General features: G+C 40.2%; 11 protein-coding genes. All 11 read left to right on the forward strand.

The window, feature by feature from the left end:
• Positions 1-1,267: 1,267 nt before the first annotated feature.
• The 11 genes from ACT170_RS00380 (at position 1,268) to ACT170_RS00430 (ending at position 15,915) form a co-directional block, all read left to right on the forward strand.
• Entirely contained in the window at positions 1,268-2,227 is a 960-nt protein-coding gene (locus ACT170_RS00380; protein WP_444817882.1) for a competence protein CoiA, read from the forward strand.
• Positions 2,228-2,237: 10 nt separating this feature from the next.
• The gene (gene pepF, locus ACT170_RS00385) at positions 2,238-4,043 is read left to right on the forward strand and encodes an oligoendopeptidase F (RefSeq protein WP_014633984.1); all 1,806 of its coding nucleotides are present in this window, start codon (positions 2,238-2,240) and stop codon (positions 4,041-4,043) included.
• A 211-nt stretch (positions 4,044-4,254) separates the two neighbouring features.
• Positions 4,255-5,475: an L-lactate MFS transporter gene (locus tag ACT170_RS00390; RefSeq protein WP_104020688.1), complete on the forward strand. Its 1,221-nt coding sequence runs from the start codon at positions 4,255-4,257 to the stop codon at positions 5,473-5,475.
• Positions 5,476-5,546: 71 nt separating this feature from the next.
• The gene (locus ACT170_RS00395; RefSeq protein WP_151404508.1) at positions 5,547-6,254 is read left to right on the forward strand and encodes an O-methyltransferase; all 708 of its coding nucleotides are present in this window, start codon (positions 5,547-5,549) and stop codon (positions 6,252-6,254) included.
• Between the two features lie 61 nt (positions 6,255-6,315).
• Positions 6,316-7,458 carry a peptidyl-prolyl cis-trans isomerase gene (locus tag ACT170_RS00400; protein ID WP_014633987.1) on the forward strand — a complete coding sequence of 381 codons (1,143 nt, stop codon included), beginning with the start codon at positions 6,316-6,318 and terminating at the stop codon, positions 7,456-7,458.
• A gap of 68 nt (positions 7,459-7,526) precedes the next feature.
• On the forward strand, positions 7,527-7,664 hold the full coding sequence (locus ACT170_RS00405; protein ID WP_153300621.1) for a hypothetical protein: 138 nt from the start codon (positions 7,527-7,529) through the stop codon (positions 7,662-7,664).
• A 132-nt stretch (positions 7,665-7,796) separates the two neighbouring features.
• On the forward strand, positions 7,797-8,282 hold the full coding sequence (locus ACT170_RS00410) for an LURP-one-related/scramblase family protein (RefSeq protein ID WP_037611989.1): 486 nt from the start codon (positions 7,797-7,799) through the stop codon (positions 8,280-8,282).
• 24 nt (positions 8,283-8,306) lie between these two features.
• Positions 8,307-10,925 (forward strand): alanine--tRNA ligase, encoded by a 2,619-nt coding sequence (gene alaS, locus ACT170_RS00415; RefSeq protein WP_151404507.1) that lies wholly within the window; start codon positions 8,307-8,309, stop codon positions 10,923-10,925.
• A gap of 175 nt (positions 10,926-11,100) precedes the next feature.
• Complete coding sequence (locus ACT170_RS00420; RefSeq protein ID WP_444817883.1) at positions 11,101-13,656, forward strand: SH3 domain-containing protein; 2,556 nt, start codon at positions 11,101-11,103, stop codon at positions 13,654-13,656.
• A 208-nt stretch (positions 13,657-13,864) separates the two neighbouring features.
• Positions 13,865-14,599: a response regulator transcription factor gene (locus tag ACT170_RS00425; protein WP_444817884.1), complete on the forward strand. Its 735-nt coding sequence runs from the start codon at positions 13,865-13,867 to the stop codon at positions 14,597-14,599.
• Positions 14,596-15,915 (forward strand): sensor histidine kinase, encoded by a 1,320-nt coding sequence (locus ACT170_RS00430; protein ID WP_444817885.1) that lies wholly within the window; start codon positions 14,596-14,598, stop codon positions 15,913-15,915. The genes ACT170_RS00425 and ACT170_RS00430 overlap by 4 nt, the downstream gene beginning before the upstream one ends.
• The last annotated feature ends 65 nt before the right edge of the window (positions 15,916-15,980 follow it).

Raw genomic sequence — 15,980 nt, forward strand, 5'->3', positions numbered from 1 at the left:
AGTTTTTTTAGTTTGGAAAAATTAAGTTAACCAGAAATAATAAAGATGAAATTTTCTGACATTTCCTGGGGTTGCTTGATTTAGACTGAAAAAAGAAAAATAGACATACATTTTCTAATTTTTTCAAAATCGCAACTAAAGCCTATATTATAAGCTTTTTTCTATAGTTAACTATGTATAAAACAAGGGTGTAAATATTATTTTCAAAAAATATGAAATAAATTAATTGACAAAAAATTATAATACAGTATAATAGATTGTGTTAGGAAGAGTTTGTTTTTTTGGCAGGGTGACTCCCTAGTCAAAAAGGACTAGCTTAGAATCTGGAATTCTAAGTTATCAAATTCCAATGTTTCATTGTGATGATTTAAAAAAGAGAAGATTTAAACAGCAAAAAATTAGATTAATCGATTTAAAACATCAGCATCATCGTAGCGGGAGCTAGCGGTATTTTTAATCCGTGTAGAGCAAACGACAGATTCAAAAACAGCAGAATCGGTAGAGACTAATCGTCAAAAGCGAAGAGGGAAAGAAAATAAAGCAGTAACTGCTAATATACCTATCAGAAGGTGGACTAAACCTAATGACTGATAGGTGGTATGTTTTGAGAGTGGCGTTTTAGCTAATACTCTTCTAGGAAATAGTATCTTGTAAGTAGTATGACGTTCTACGTAAAGAAGCTAGAGGGAAAGTTCTTCAGATTGACTGACTATCAATCACAAGATACTCTTAACTAGAAACCATTTTGAACCAACACGATTTTGCGTTTGTTGGTATTGAACTGCACCTAGGGAAATGGTGGTTCAATGTTAGTAAATAAAGACTTTAACTTGTAAAAGTCTAAAAATTGTTTTATCTCATTATCAACTCAAGGATTAAGTTTTTATTGGGATTGCGGAACAAAAGGGTGATAAGCATATTGGGATGATGCTTCAGTGACGGAATTTGACCAGATGTTTGTGAGAGCATCTGTCTATGCTACATTAGCTATTTTTAATGGTTATGTGGGATAGAAACTGTTTTCAAAATCCTGATTCCTAGGAAAATTGGGGGATTTTCCTTGAAGAATTGAGATTTTTGAAAAGAGATCAAATGGACTGAGCGGCACTTGTATTCCAAGGTAAGCAATACACCTATAAACCTAAGTTTCCATACAGCAGGGAGCAAGTTTCAGTTTGAATGGGGGACGCATCTAGAGTAATCTAGATGTTTTTTATTTTGTGAATTCTTTTGCGAATAAGTAAGAGAGTGCATGAAGGAGGGTGTCGTGTTAATTGCAAGAAATCAGGAGGGAAACCTCGTTTCAGCTCTAGAAACCAGTTTGCAACGTAAGGAATCCTATAGCTGTCCTGGTTGCCAGGGAGTTGTCCTGTTGAGGCATGGCCAGGTAATGTGTCCACATTTTGCTCATAAGTCTTTGCAAAATTGTCAGTTCTTTTCGGAGAATGAATCGGCTCAACATTTATCCCTTAAGGCAGCTTTGTATAAATCTTTGGTTAATCATGGTGAAAAAGTAAGGATTGAAAAGGTTTTGTCTGAGATGGGGCAAATTGCAGATTTATTTGTTGGCGATTCCCTGGCTCTAGAAGTTCAGTGTTCTCGGTTATCCCAGCAACGTTTGAGAGAGAGGACACGTGCCTATCACCAAGCAGGTTACGAAGTGCGTTGGCTTTTGGGTGAGGAACTCTGGTTGAATGGTCGTTTAACAGACCTACAGCGGGACTTTCTCTATTTTTCGGCTAAGATTGGATTTCACCTGTGGGAGCTTGATTGGAAGAAAGAGGAAATTAGACTTAAGTATCTCATCTATGAGGATATTTTTGGGAAAGTCTATTATTTAACTAAGGCTTGGCCGTTAACCGAAAATCTCATGACAGTTTTACGTTTTCCTTATCAAGCAGAGCAGGTTGAGACTTATCAAGTAACTCAGCGAAAGAAGGTCTCACATGTGATTCAACGAGAATTAATTGGGAAAAATCCAAGGTGGATGAGAAGGCAGGAAAAAGCCTATCTTAAGGGAATGAATTTGTTATGCCTGTCTGATCAGGATTTTTTTCCACAAGTGAGATTTCCAGAATCTAAGCAGGGTTTTGTACAAATTAGACAGTCACTTGAAGGTTTTGAAAAGCTTTTTATGCAATATTATCGAAAAAGGCATTTTTCTTATCGACAAACTCTCTACCCTCCCACCTTTTATGCTAAAATAGTAAAGAATAGATACAATTAAGGAGAATATTATGTCAGACAATCGTGCTCATTTAGAAGAGAAATACACATGGGATTTGACGACCATTTTTGCGACAGATGCAGATTGGGAGACTGAGTATGAAAGCACTGTTCAGGATTTGAAGAAGGCTAGTGCTTATGCAGGTCATCTCTTAGATTCTGCTAAGAACTTGCTTGAGGCAACAGAACTTTATATGAGCCTTATGCGTCGCTTGGAGAAAATCTATGTCTATGCGTCAATGAAAAATGACCAAGACACAACAGTAGGGCTTTACCAAGAGTACCAAGCTAAGGCCTCAAACCTTTACTCACAGTTGAGTGAAGCCTTTGCATACTTTGAGCCTGAATTTATGGCCTTGGATGATAAGAAATTAGCTGAGTTTAAAGAACAAGAGCCAGGTCTTGGACTTTATGACCACTATTTCGAACGCCTTTTGGCAAACAAGGACCACGTTCTTTCTCAAGAAGCTGAGGAGCTCTTGGCAGCAGCAGGTGATATCTTCAACGGTCCAACGGATACCTTCAATGTCTTGGATAATGCTGATATCCTCTTCCCATGGGTATCAGATGGTCAAGGGGATGTGGTTGAGTTGACACATGGTAACTTTATCACCCTCATGGAATCTAAGGACCGTGACATTCGTAAGGGAGCTTATGAAGCGATGTATGGGACCTACGAGCAGTTCCAACATACTTATGCACAAACACTCCAAGGCGTTGTCAAGGTTCACAATTACCAAGCCAAAGTTCGTCACTATAATTCAGCACGTCATGCAGCACTTGCAGCTAACTTTATTCCAGAAAGTGTTTATGATTCACTCTTGGAATCAGTGAACAAGCATTTGCCACTTTTGCATCGTTACCTTGATTTGCGTAAGAAGGTCTTGGGGCTTGACGAGCTTAAGATGTATGATGTCTATACACCACTTTCTGAGACTGAAACTGCTCTTACTTATGAAGAATCCCTCAAGAAAGCAGAAGAAGTCTTGGCAATCTTTGGTGAAGAGTATAGTAAAGGGGTTCATGCAGCCTTTACGGAACGTTGGATTGACGTTCACCCTAACAAAGGAAAACGTTCAGGTGCTTACTCAGGTGGTGCCTATGATACCAATGCTTTCATGCTTTTGAACTGGCAAGATACTTTGGACAATCTCTTTACCTTGGTTCACGAGACTGGTCATAGTTTGCATTCAACGTTCACACGTCAGACTCAACCATATGTTTACGGAGATTACCCAATCTTCTTGGCGGAAATTGCGTCTACAACCAATGAAAATATCTTGACAGAAACGCTTCTTAAAGAGGTCAAAGATGACAAGACACGTTTTGCTATTCTTAACCACTATTTGGATGGTTTCAAGGGAACTGTCTTCCGTCAAACACAATTTGCAGAGTTTGAACATGCTATCCATGAAGCAGATGCATCTGGTCAAATCTTGACAGCCGACTTCATGAATAAGCTTTACGCAGATCTCAATGAGAAATACTATAATCTCAAAGCTGAAGATAACTACGAAATTCAGTTTGAGTGGGAACGTATTCCGCATTTCTACATGAATTACTATGTCTACCAATACGCTACAGGGTTTGCGGCAGCAAGCTACTTGGCTGAAAAAATTGTTCATGGTACTGAAGAAGATAAGGAAGCTTACCTTACTTACCTTAAGGCGGGAAGCTCAGACTATCCTTTGGAAGTCATCAAGAAAGCTGGTGTTGATATGACCAATACCGACTACTTGGATGCTGCCTTCAAAGTTTTTGAAGACCGTCTCGTTGAATTGGAAGACTTGGTTGAAAAAGGTGTTCACCTTTCTTAAAAATAAGTCACTATAAGAGAGAATCATTCTGAATCAGGATGATTCTTTTTATGTCTAAAAACGAACGTTTACTAGAATACAAGTTCTAATTGATTTGGAAATGAGTTGATGAGCATATTTATAGCCCATGGTTTATATTCATGATAGACTAAAAACCTAACGTTTTGTGTTTTATAAGTGAACAATGTTCAGAAATAGAAAGTAGGTTTTTGTGAAAACAACCAATCGTTATCTTGTAGCAACGTGTGGTGTCTTACTCCATCTCATGTTGGGGTCTACCTATGCTTGGAGTATCTATCGTAATCCTATTATGGCCCAGACTGGCTGGGATCAATCTTCAGTTTCTTTTGCCTTTTCATTGGCTATCTTTTGTCTAGGGCTTTCTGCAGCTTTCATGGGGCGTCTGGTTGAAAAATTTGGTCCGAGAGTGACTGGAAGTATGTCGGCGGTCCTCTATGCTGGGGGAAATATTCTGACAGGAGTTGCCATTGCTCATGGAGAGCTGTGGATGCTTTATCTTGGTTATGGTATTCTTGGTGGTCTAGGACTGGGTGTGGGGTATATTACGCCTGTTTCAACCATTATTAAGTGGTTTCCTGATAAGCGTGGCCTTGCGACTGGCCTTGCCATTATGGGCTTTGGCTTTGCCTCGCTGTTAACCAGTCCTATTGCCCAATATCTGATTCAGGCACGTGGTGTTGAGCAGACCTTTTATATCTTGGGAGTTGTTTATTTTGTTGTTATGCTTTTTGTCTCACAATTCATTAAACGACCAAGTGTAGAGGAAGCACAACTGTTGGCTGACAAGAGTCCAAACCGTCAGGCTGCTGATTTAAGTAAAGGAGTTACGGCTAATGAGGCTCTGAAATCATCAACTTTCTACTGGTTATGGCTTATTCTGTTTATCAATATTTCATGTGGCTTAGCCCTTGTCTCTGCTATTTCTCCAATGGCTCAAGATATGGTTGGGATGTCAGCGGAATCAGCGGCAGTTGTTGTAGGTGTTATGGGAATCTTTAATGGTTTTGGTCGCCTTCTGTGGGCAGGCTTGTCGGATTATATTGGGCGTCCGAAGACCTTTATCCTCCTCTTTGTGGTTAATATTGTTATGGCCGTCCTCCTAATTGTCCTGCAAGTTCCACTTGTCTTTGTGGTTGCGATGGCTGTTCTGATGACTTGCTACGGGGCAGGATTCTCCTTGATTCCTCCCTACCTTAGCGATATCTTTGGGGCAAAGGAGTTGGCTACCCTTCATGGTTATATTTTGACTGCCTGGGCGATGGCGGCCTTAGTGGGGCCAATGCTCTTGTCGGTAACCTACGAATTGACAAAATCATACCAGATGACCTTGCTTGTTTTTATTGCTCTTTACGTGGTGGCTTTGGTCATTGCTTACCTCTTGAAAAAGAGGGGGGTACGTCAAGTAGCCTAATGATGACGATTTGATTTATAGATAAGAAAAATCTCTAGCACTCGCTAGGGATTTTTTATATAATAAAACACATGGTTAAATCATATAGTAAAAACGCAAATCACAACATGCGACGTCCTGTAGTCAACAAGGATATCGTGGACTACATGCGAACGCATCTTCAGGAAAATAAAGGGCATTTGGCTGAACTGGAGGCCTTTGCTCGTAAGGAAAATATTCCAATTATCCAGCACGAAGTAGTTGCTTATTTCCGATTTTTGTTACAGACCTTGCAGCCTAAGAAAATCCTTGAGGTAGGAACAGCTATTGGTTTTTCAGCCCTTCTTATGGCTGAGTATGCACCTGATGCTCAGATTACAACGGTTGATCGTAATGAAGAAATGATTGGCTTTGCCAAGGAAAATCTAGCCAAGTATGACAGTCGCAAACAAATTACCTTGGTCGAAGGAGATGCAGCGGAAGTTTTGAAAGATTTGGACACTGATTATGATTTTGTCTTTATGGACTCAGCCAAGTCTAAATATATCGTCTTTCTGCCTGAAATCCTAAAACGTCTCAAGGTAGGTGGTGTCATCGTCTTTGATGATATCTTCCAAGGTGGGGACATTGCCAAAGACATCATGGAGGTTCGCCGTGGTCAGCGTACGATTTACCGTGGCTTGCATCGTCTTTTCGATGCGACCTTAGATAACCCTGGATTGACTGCTAGTTTGGTCCCTATGAGTGACGGACTTCTTATGCTTCGGAAAAATTCTGAAAATATTATCTTGCCAGATTAAGCATTATTTAAGTAAGTGTGGTATAATAACAAAGATATTGACAATTTAAGGAGTAGATAGAATGGCTAAAGAAAATGAAAATCTTGAGTCAACAGAAGAAACTGTTGAAGAGGTTGTAGCAGACAAAGACGCAGAACAAGAGCATCTTGATCGCCAAAAAGAAGAAGAGGAAAGCATCGCCCTCGCCAGTGAAAAAGCGAAAGAAAAAGCTAAACGTGCTAAAACTAAAAAGACACGTGATGCTGGTAAACCAAGCTCAGGTGGTCGCTTCCTTGGAGGTCTTGCCCTTGTAGCTGTTTCAGCTCTCGTTGGTGCAGGTGCTATGTATGTTTCTCTAGGTAACAAAACAACTGAAGAAACAACTTTGGTATCTATGAAAGGTGATACTGTTACTGTTGGTGATGTTTTTGATTCACTTAAAGGTAGCAGCCAAACACAACAAAGTGTTTTGAGTGCAACTTTGCAAAAGGCTCTTGAAAAAGAATATGGTAGCAAAGTCAGCAAAGAAGACGTTGACAAAGCCTATAAGCAAGCTTCAGAACAATACGGAGATCAATTCTCACAAGTACTTGCAGCCTATGGTCAAACAGAAGAGTCATACCGTAATCAAATCCGTACACAAAAATTGGTTGAGTATGCTGTTAACCAAGCCGCACAAAAAGATTTGACGGAAGCAAATTACAAGGCTGCCTATGATAACTACACACCAAATACAGAGGTGCAAGTGGTTTCAACTACTGATAAAGCAGTGGCAGATAAAGTAGACTCTGAAGCTAAGGCAGAAGGAGCAGACTTCTCACAAGTAGCTAAAGATAACAGCTTGGAAGTGACTTCTAAGACAGTTAACTCAGCTTCACAAGACTTCCCAGCAGATGTTTTGACAGCAGCCTTCAAACAAGATGCTAATGCCGTTTCTGACGTAGTGACTGTTTCAAACAGCTCAACTGGTGCTGCAACTTACTACATCGTCAAAACTGTTTCAAAATCTGAGAAAAATGCAGATTGGAAAAACTATAAGGATGATTTGACTAAGGTCATCATCAATGGTAAGAAATCTGATACTAACTTCACTAACTCAGTGATTGCTAAGGTCCTTAAGAAATACAATGTTAAAGTTGTAGACAAGGCCTTCAGCGCAATTCTTGACCAGTATGTGACTGGTTCTGGGGCTTCATCAAGTTCATCATCAAGCTCTAGCAAATAAATCACAAGATAGAGTTGATAATGCTATTATCAGCTTGACCTAAGACCTAAAACACGTTAAAATGGAGAGTGGCTGAGAGTTCTAATATCATGACATTTTTAGCCTTCCCTTTGAGATTGGTAATCATCGCTTCTGATACAGAAAAATGGCGGTCGCTGCGAGCCATGGACGAATCTGGTTACTTGCTACTCAAAGTTCACAATTAAAGACAAATAAGAATGACAAGTTCATTGAATGAAGGTGGTACCGCGGTTCACGTCGCCCTTCGTTTAGTGGTCTTGTCTTTTATTCTTTGGGTATTTTCTGAATGAACTGTATGGCAATATTGGAGGTAGCGTATGAAAACCTATTTTGTCAAACAGAAGTTTCGATTGGGTGGCGAACGCTTTGATATCAAGGATGATCAAGGTAGAGTTGCCTATCAGGTTGAAGGGTCCTTTTTTAAGATTCCAAAGACCTTTACGATTTTTGGTGAGGACGGTCGTGAGGTTAGTCATATCACCAAGGAGCCACTTAGTCTCTTGCCTAAGTTTACAGTAGACTTGCAGGATGGTTCGAGTTTTTACATTCGTAAAAAACTAACCCTTCTTCGTGATAAGTATGATGTCGATAATCTTGGCTTGCGAATAGAGGGTAATATTTGGGACTTGGATTTTCAACTGCTTAATAGTCAAAATCAGGTAGTTGCTAGGATTCAAAAGGAGCTCTTCCATCTGACATCGACCTATACTGTTACTGTTTATGAAAATACTTACGCCGATTTGGCCATTTCCCTGTGTGTTGCTATTGACTATGTGGAAATGCTCGAGAATAGCTCAAAATAAGAAACATTTATTTAAGGAGAAACAATGAAACAACTTACTTCAGCACAAATTCGTCAAATGTGGCTTGATTTCTGGAAATCAAAAGGTCACGCTGTTGAACCATCAGCTAACTTGGTTCCAGTTAACGATCCAACCCTTCTTTGGATTAACTCAGGGGTTGCCACTTTGAAAAAATACTTTGATGGCTCTGTGATTCCTGAAAATCCACGTATCACCAACTCACAAAAGGCTATCCGTACCAATGATATCGAAAACGTTGGTAAGACAGCTCGTCACCACACAATGTTTGAAATGCTTGGTAACTTCTCAGTTGGTGACTACTTCCGTGACGAAGCTATCGAATGGGGTTATGAGCTTTTGACAAGCCCAGAGTGGTTTGATTTTCCAAAAGACAAACTTTACATGACTTACTATCCAGATGATAAAGATTCATACAACCGTTGGATTGCTTGCGGTGTTGAACCTAGTCATTTGATTCCAATTGAAGATAACTTCTGGGAAATCGGTGCTGGACCTTCAGGACCAGATACTGAAATCTTCTTTGACCGTGGCGAAGACTTTGACCCTGACAATATTGGTATTCGTTTGCTTGAAGAAGATATTGAAAACGATCGTTACATTGAAATTTGGAACATCGTTTTGTCACAATTCAACGCAGATCCAGCTGTTCCACGTTCAGAATATAAAGAACTTCCTAATAAAAACATTGATACGGGCGCAGGTCTTGAACGTCTTGTAGCCGTAATGCAAGGGGCTAAAACAAACTTTGAAACAGACCTCTTCATGCCTATCATTCGTGAAATCGAAAAAATGTCTGGTAAAACTTATGATCCAGATGGTGACACAATGAGCTTCAAGGTTATCGCTGACCACATCCGTTCATTGGCATTTGCCATTGGTGATGGTGCCCTTCCAGGTAATGAAGGTCGTGGTTATGTCCTTCGTCGTCTTCTCCGTCGTGCCGTAATGCACGGCCGTCGTCTCGGCATTTCTGATGCTTTCTTGTACAAACTTGTTCCAACTGTTGGTCAAATCATGGAAAGCTATTACCCAGAAGTTCTTGAGAAGAAAGACTTTATCGAAAAAATCGTTAAACGTGAAGAAGAAACCTTTGCACGTACCATCGATGCAGGTTCAAGCATGCTTGACGAGCTTCTTGCTAACCTTAAGAAATCTGGTAAAGATACGCTTGAAGGTAAAGATATCTTTAAACTTTACGATACTTATGGATTCCCAGTGGAATTGACAGAAGAGTTGGCTGAAGATGAAGGCTTCAAGATTGACCATGAAGGTTTCAAAGCTGCCATGAAAGAACAACAAGAACGTGCGCGTGCTAGCGTGGTTAAAGGTGGTTCTATGGGTATGCAAAATGAAACACTCGCCAACATCACTGAACCATCTGAGTTCTTGTATGAGGCTGAAACAACAGAAAGCCGTTTGAGCGTAATCGTTGCTGACGATGCTCGTCATGATAGTGTAAATTCTGGTCAAGCACTCCTTGTCTTTGAACAAACACCATTCTACGCTGAAATGGGTGGACAAGTAGCAGACCACGGTACGATCTCAGATGCAGCTGGTACAGTCGTTGCGCGTGTTGTTGATGTTCAACGTGCGCCAAATGGACAAGCCCTTCACACTGTTGAGGTTGAAGGCGAACTTGTTGTAGGTGCTAACTACAAACTTGAAATTGACCACACACGTCGTCACCGTGTTATGAAAAACCACACAGCGACTCACCTCTTGCATGCTGCCCTTCATAATATTGTTGGTGATCATGCTGTTCAAGCGGGTTCTCTTAATGAACAAGAATTCTTGCGTTTCGACTTCACTCACTTTGAGGCTGTAACTCCAGAAGAATTGCGTGCTATCGAAGAACAAGTCAACGAAGAAATCTGGAAAGCAACTCCAGTAACAACTATTGAAACAGACATTGACACTGCTAAATCAATGGGAGCTATGGCCCTCTTTGGCGAAAAATATGGTAAGAATGTTCGCGTCGTTTCAATCGGTGATTACTCTGTTGAGCTTTGTGGTGGTACGCACGTTGCCAACACTGCTGAAATCGGTATGTTCAAGATTGTGAAAGAAGAAGGTATCGGTTCAGGAACACGTCGTATCTTGGCAGTGACATCACGTGAAGCTTACCTTGCTTACCGTGAAGAAGAAGATGCCCTCAAAGCGATCGCAGCAACACTTAAGGCACCACAATTGAAAGAAGTACCTAACAAGGTTGCTAGCCTTCAAGAGCAGTTGCATGCCCTTCAAAAAGAAAATGCTGCTCTTAAAGAAAAAGCAGCAGCTGCAGCAGCTGGTGATGTCTTCAAAGACGTTAAAGAAGCTAACGGTGTTCGTTACATCGCTAGCCAAGTGGAAGTATCTGACGCAGGTGCCCTTCGTACATTTGCTGACCAATGGAAACAAGCAGACTACTCTGACGTCCTTGTCCTTGCAGCTCACATTGGCGAAAAAGTTAATGTCCTTGTAGCAAGCAAGTCTAAAGATGTTCACGCAGGTAATGTTATCAAGGTTCTCGCACCAATCGTATCAGGTCGTGGTGGTGGTAAACCAGATATGGCCATGGCCGGTGGTAGTGATGCCAATGGTATCCAAGATCTTCTTTCAGCAGTAGCAGAACAGCTTTAAGACGTGATACAATAAAAGTAACTTAAAAAGGTAGGATGAAAATCCTATCTTTTTTCTTTGAAAACTTTAGTAATAATATTGAAATAATTGTAAAAAATATTCCAAAGGGGTATAATAGAAATATGAAAACGATTCCAATGTTTATCAAACAGCCTAGAAAGTGAGAGTGATCAAAATGAGAAAGGCATATGTTGTTAAGGAACGTCAACGTTACTCAATTCGTAAATATTCTTTTGGAGCTGCATCAGTCTTGATTGGTGCGAGCTTGATGCTTGGTGGACATGCTTTGGCTCAGGAACAAGCCGACAGCACAAGTACCAGCAAGGATTATGAAGTTTTTGTAAATAATTCTGAACCACTTCAAATCGACCAGGCAACTTCAGAAGCTGTTACCGATGTCCTCAATCAACCAGCTTCAAGATCTGAAGCGCCAAGACCTAAGCTTGCTAGCAGTGAGGTTGCCTCTTCTGAAGCTAATAGTGTGGTGGCTAGCGAGGCTGCTTCTTTGGAAGTACCGGCAGAGGTTGCTCATTCTGCATCTGCTGTTGCTACTGTTTCTAGATCAGAAGTGGCTAGTCCACGTTCTGAAGTATCATCAGTAGCTAGCTCTGAAGTAGCAAGTGAGACTAACCGTTCAGTAACTTCGGAAGTAGCAGAAGCTAGAGTTACTGACCGTGAAGCTGTGGATACTCCTCAACCTGGTGTGGATGGTCCAGTGACTGCTGATGGTTCTCTTGATATCCCATCAAACGGCACCTATTATTTCCGTCGCACAACAGAAATTCGTACTGCGCCAATCATGGATATCAAACCTACTTTTGTCTTTAGTGCAGGTGACCATGTTATCTATGACAAGGTCTTGAAGAGAGACAATCACCAATGGATTTCTTACATTGGTTACGACTATGAACGCTACTATGCTGATATCGCAGCTTTAAAGGCTGAAAATACTAGTAGCAACACTGAAGCGACTAGAGATGAAGCCATCCCTGAACGTGGTACTTATTACTTCACTAAACCTGCAGATGTGAAGAACCAACCTAGCTTGACTGCTAAGACTGAGTTCAATTTTGATCCAGGTATGTCAGTCAACTACGATAGATCTTTGCTTGCTGACAACCACCGTTGGATTTCTTATGTGTCATACAATGGTACTCGTCGTTACGTCGACCTAGGTGCTACTGCAGAGGCTGTCGCTAAACCAAGAGGTGATATCGCTATTGAAAGCCATGACAATGGTGACTTTAGTGTGGTTATCAGTAATGTTTCAGACCAAAACGGTGTCCTCGGGGTATCTGTTCCAATCTGGTCTGAAAAGAATGGACAAGATGATATCATCTGGTACAATGCGACTCGTCTTAACAATGGCAACTACAAGGTTAACGTCAGTCTAACTGACCATAAGAATGAACGTGGTCTCTACAATGTTCATCTTTACTATGTTGAAACTAATGGTAAATTAGTTGGTGTGGGTGGCACAACTTACACAGTTCCTACTAAGGTTGAAGAAACTCATACAACAACTAGTTATAGCCTTCCTGACTCAGGAACTTATACTTTCAAAGAACGCTCTAGCATTAAGGCAGAACCTCGTGTAGCAAGCCCAGAGTTAGCCTACTACGATGCTGGTATGTCAGTTAACTACGACAAGATTGTCAGTGGTGATGGTTACCAATGGCTTTCTTACCTCAGCTACAATGGCAACCGCCGTTATGTAGCCGTGTCTAAACTTGCTCAACAAGAAAGCAAACCAAGCGGTACTATCAATATTGAAAATCTCTCTAACCTTGGTTTTGACGTTCATATCACTAATGTTTCTGGTGGTGATAAAGCTATCCAAGGCGTAAGTGTTCCAGTTTGGACAGCTCAAAACGGTCAAGACGATCTTGTATGGCACCAAGCTAGCAGACAAAATGATGGTAGCTACAAGGTTCGTATCAATGTTAGTGACCATAAGGCTGAAGCAGGTGAATACATTGTCCATCTCTACTATGTCCAAGATGGTAAAATGGTAGGTATCGGAGGCACTAGCACAACTGTTCCAGTTCAAAATGCAACCCGCCACAACCTTCCAGCTTCAGGTTCATACACCTTTACCGCCCGTACTGGCATCAAGACTCAACCTTTGGTAGCCAACCCAGATGTTAGCTACTACGATGCTGGTATGTCAGTCAACTATGACAAGGTTGTCAATAATGATGGCTATACATGGCTTTCTTACCTTAGCTATTCAGGACATCGTTTCTATGTGGCTATCGCACCAACAAGTGTGACTAAACCAGTAGAACAACCTGTTCAACCAAGCACACCATCATCTGGTACCTATACTTTCAAAGAACGCTCTAGCATTAAAGCAGAACCAAGTGTAGCGAGTCCAGAGTTGGCTTACTATGATGCTGGTATGTCCGTTAACTATGACAGATTGGTGACTGCAGATGGTCATACATGGCTCTCTTATGTCAGCCATGGAGGCAACCGCCGATACATTGCTATTGATGGTAAGGCAACAGCAGTTACTCAACCAGTAAGTCCAAGCCTAGCGGCAACTGGCACTTATACCTTTACCAAACCTAGCTCTATCAAGGCTCAACCAAGTGTTGTTAGTCCAGAATTAGCCTACTATGATAAAGGCATGTCCGTTCGCTATGACAAGGTCCTTACAGCCGATGGACACACCTGGTTATCTTATATGACTTATAGCGGTGCAAGACGCTATGTGGATATTTCTTAAGATTTGTAACATCACTCTCTTGTGAGGGTGGTGTTTTTTTTTAGTTGAATGAAGCAAAAAATATTACAAACTATTGTCTTTTTTGTAATAAAAATGTAAAATAATTAAAGAGAACAATAAATCTCATTTTGAATAAGAGGGATTCGTTTATTAAAGGAACTGCTCCACCTTGGATTTCTCTTAAGATTATGCTAAAGGAAGTTATGCCATGCTTAACATCTATGTTTTAGAGGATCATTTTATCCAACAAAATCGTATTGAAGAGGTTATTCATACGATTCTTAAGAAAAATAACATTAAAGTGGGTGACTTTGAGATTTTTGACAAACCCAATCAACTGTTAGACTCTATTACCGAGCGAGGGTCTCACCAGCTCTTTTTCTTGGATATTCAAATTAAAGACGATACTAAAAAAGGTTTGGAAGTGGCTAAGCAGATTCGCAAGAATGATCCCTATGCCAATATTGTTTTCTTCACGACCCATTCAGAGTATCTTCCCTTAACTTTTCAATACCAACTGGCAGCTCTAGACTTTATTGATAAGTCTTTGGAGGGTGAGGACTTTCAAAAGCGTGTGGAAAGTATTATCTTATTAACTTGCAAAAAGATACAGAGTCAGAATCCAGAAGACGCTTTTCGGATTGAGAATGTTAAGACCGTTATTCAGGTTCCCTTTCATGATATCTTGTACCTTGAGACCTCGGATATCGTTCATAAGGTTATCCTTTATACTAAAGAGGAGCAGATTGAGTTTTATGGCAGTCTCTCTCAAATTGAAAAGAGCGACCCTAGACTGTTTAAATGTCATAAGTCCTTCCTAGTTAATCCAGAAAATATCATCAAATTAGATAAGAGTACGGGGACGGTCTATTTTGAAAATGGTGGTGTTTGCTATGTTTCAAAATTGAAAATAAAGAAATTGATTGAGAGAATTGGCCGATGACAGCGATTAATTTTGTGTTGGATAATCTAGACTTTTTAGCGGAGATTATCCTCTTTATTCTCATTTATCAATACATTACCTCCGAGAAGATAAAGCTAAGATGGTATATCATCATCCCCTTGATTATCCGATTTTTGTTTGTGCTTTCTCCAGCACTATCCTATGTTTTAGGGCATGCCTTCTTGGTTGTTTATTCCCTCTACAGAAATCGTTATGGCAATAGGTTATTAGATATTTTCTATGGCTTGTTTCCAATCGTCATAGAAAGTCTTGTTCACAATCTTATTATTTATGGGATTGCCTTAGTCATCAATCGTCATTATCTGATTGTACTTAACCATTTTCATTTAAACCTTGTCATTGAGTTGCTAGTCTTTCCTGTGTTTTGGTTAATCATTAAGACCTTAAAAGTGGATTTCAAAGCGTTGAACTATGGTTTTAGAAAGTCATTTTCAAAGTACTTTTTATTGCTTATAGATATATCAATGTTATCTTATGCCCCTCTTCTCCAATATATTACCTTTTTTGTGCAACAGAGCCCTGGAGGAAGAGATTGGCATGTTTATCTCGTGGTGACCTATGCTTTACTCTTTCTTGCGACCCTTGTTTACATTAATGCGACTTTCAGTGAAAGACTGAAAGAAGAAGTCCTACTCCAAAAAGATAGGCAAATTAGTGATTTGGCCCATTATAGTCAACAAATCGAGCAACTCTATACGGATATTCGTCGCTTCAGGCATGATTACCTAAATGTCTTGTCTAGTATCAAATATGGCATTGACTCCAAGGATATAGCTATGATTTCCGATATCTACGATAATATCCTTGAAAAAACAAAGACTCGGATTGAGGGAAAACAGTACGAAATTGCCAACTTGATTAATATTAAAGATGAAGCTGTTAAAGGTGTCCTGACTAGTAAAATCATGGAAGCACAGGGACAGTCCATTACCATTCACCTTGAGGTCAGCGACGTCTTTGAAGTTTCGAGGATGGAATTGTTGGATTTCATAACGGTGCTGTCCATCTTCTTGGATAATGCTATAGAGGCTAGTTTGGATAGCAGTACTAAGGAAGTAAATATTGCTCTTATCAGTGGAGAGACAAAGGTAGTAATAGTAGAGAATACCATTGCTCCAGAATCTATCAATACAGTCGGTATCTTTAAACTTGGCCGCTCAAGTAAAGGAGAGGGACGTGGTATAGGTCTGTCCACTGTTCGAGAGATTTTAGGGAAGTACCCTAATTGTTCTTTGTCAACACAATCTAAAGACTATCGTTTTAAACAGACACTAAAAATAGAAGATGTGGTTTGATTATGACGAAAAAACCACCGTTTATGACTTCAATGAAAAATTTAGCTGTCTATATATTATAATAA

The sequence above is a fragment of the Streptococcus sp. cx1 genome, from assembly GCF_052384325.1.
GTDB classification, from domain to species: Bacteria; Bacillota; Bacilli; order Lactobacillales; family Streptococcaceae; genus Streptococcus; species Streptococcus salivarius_G.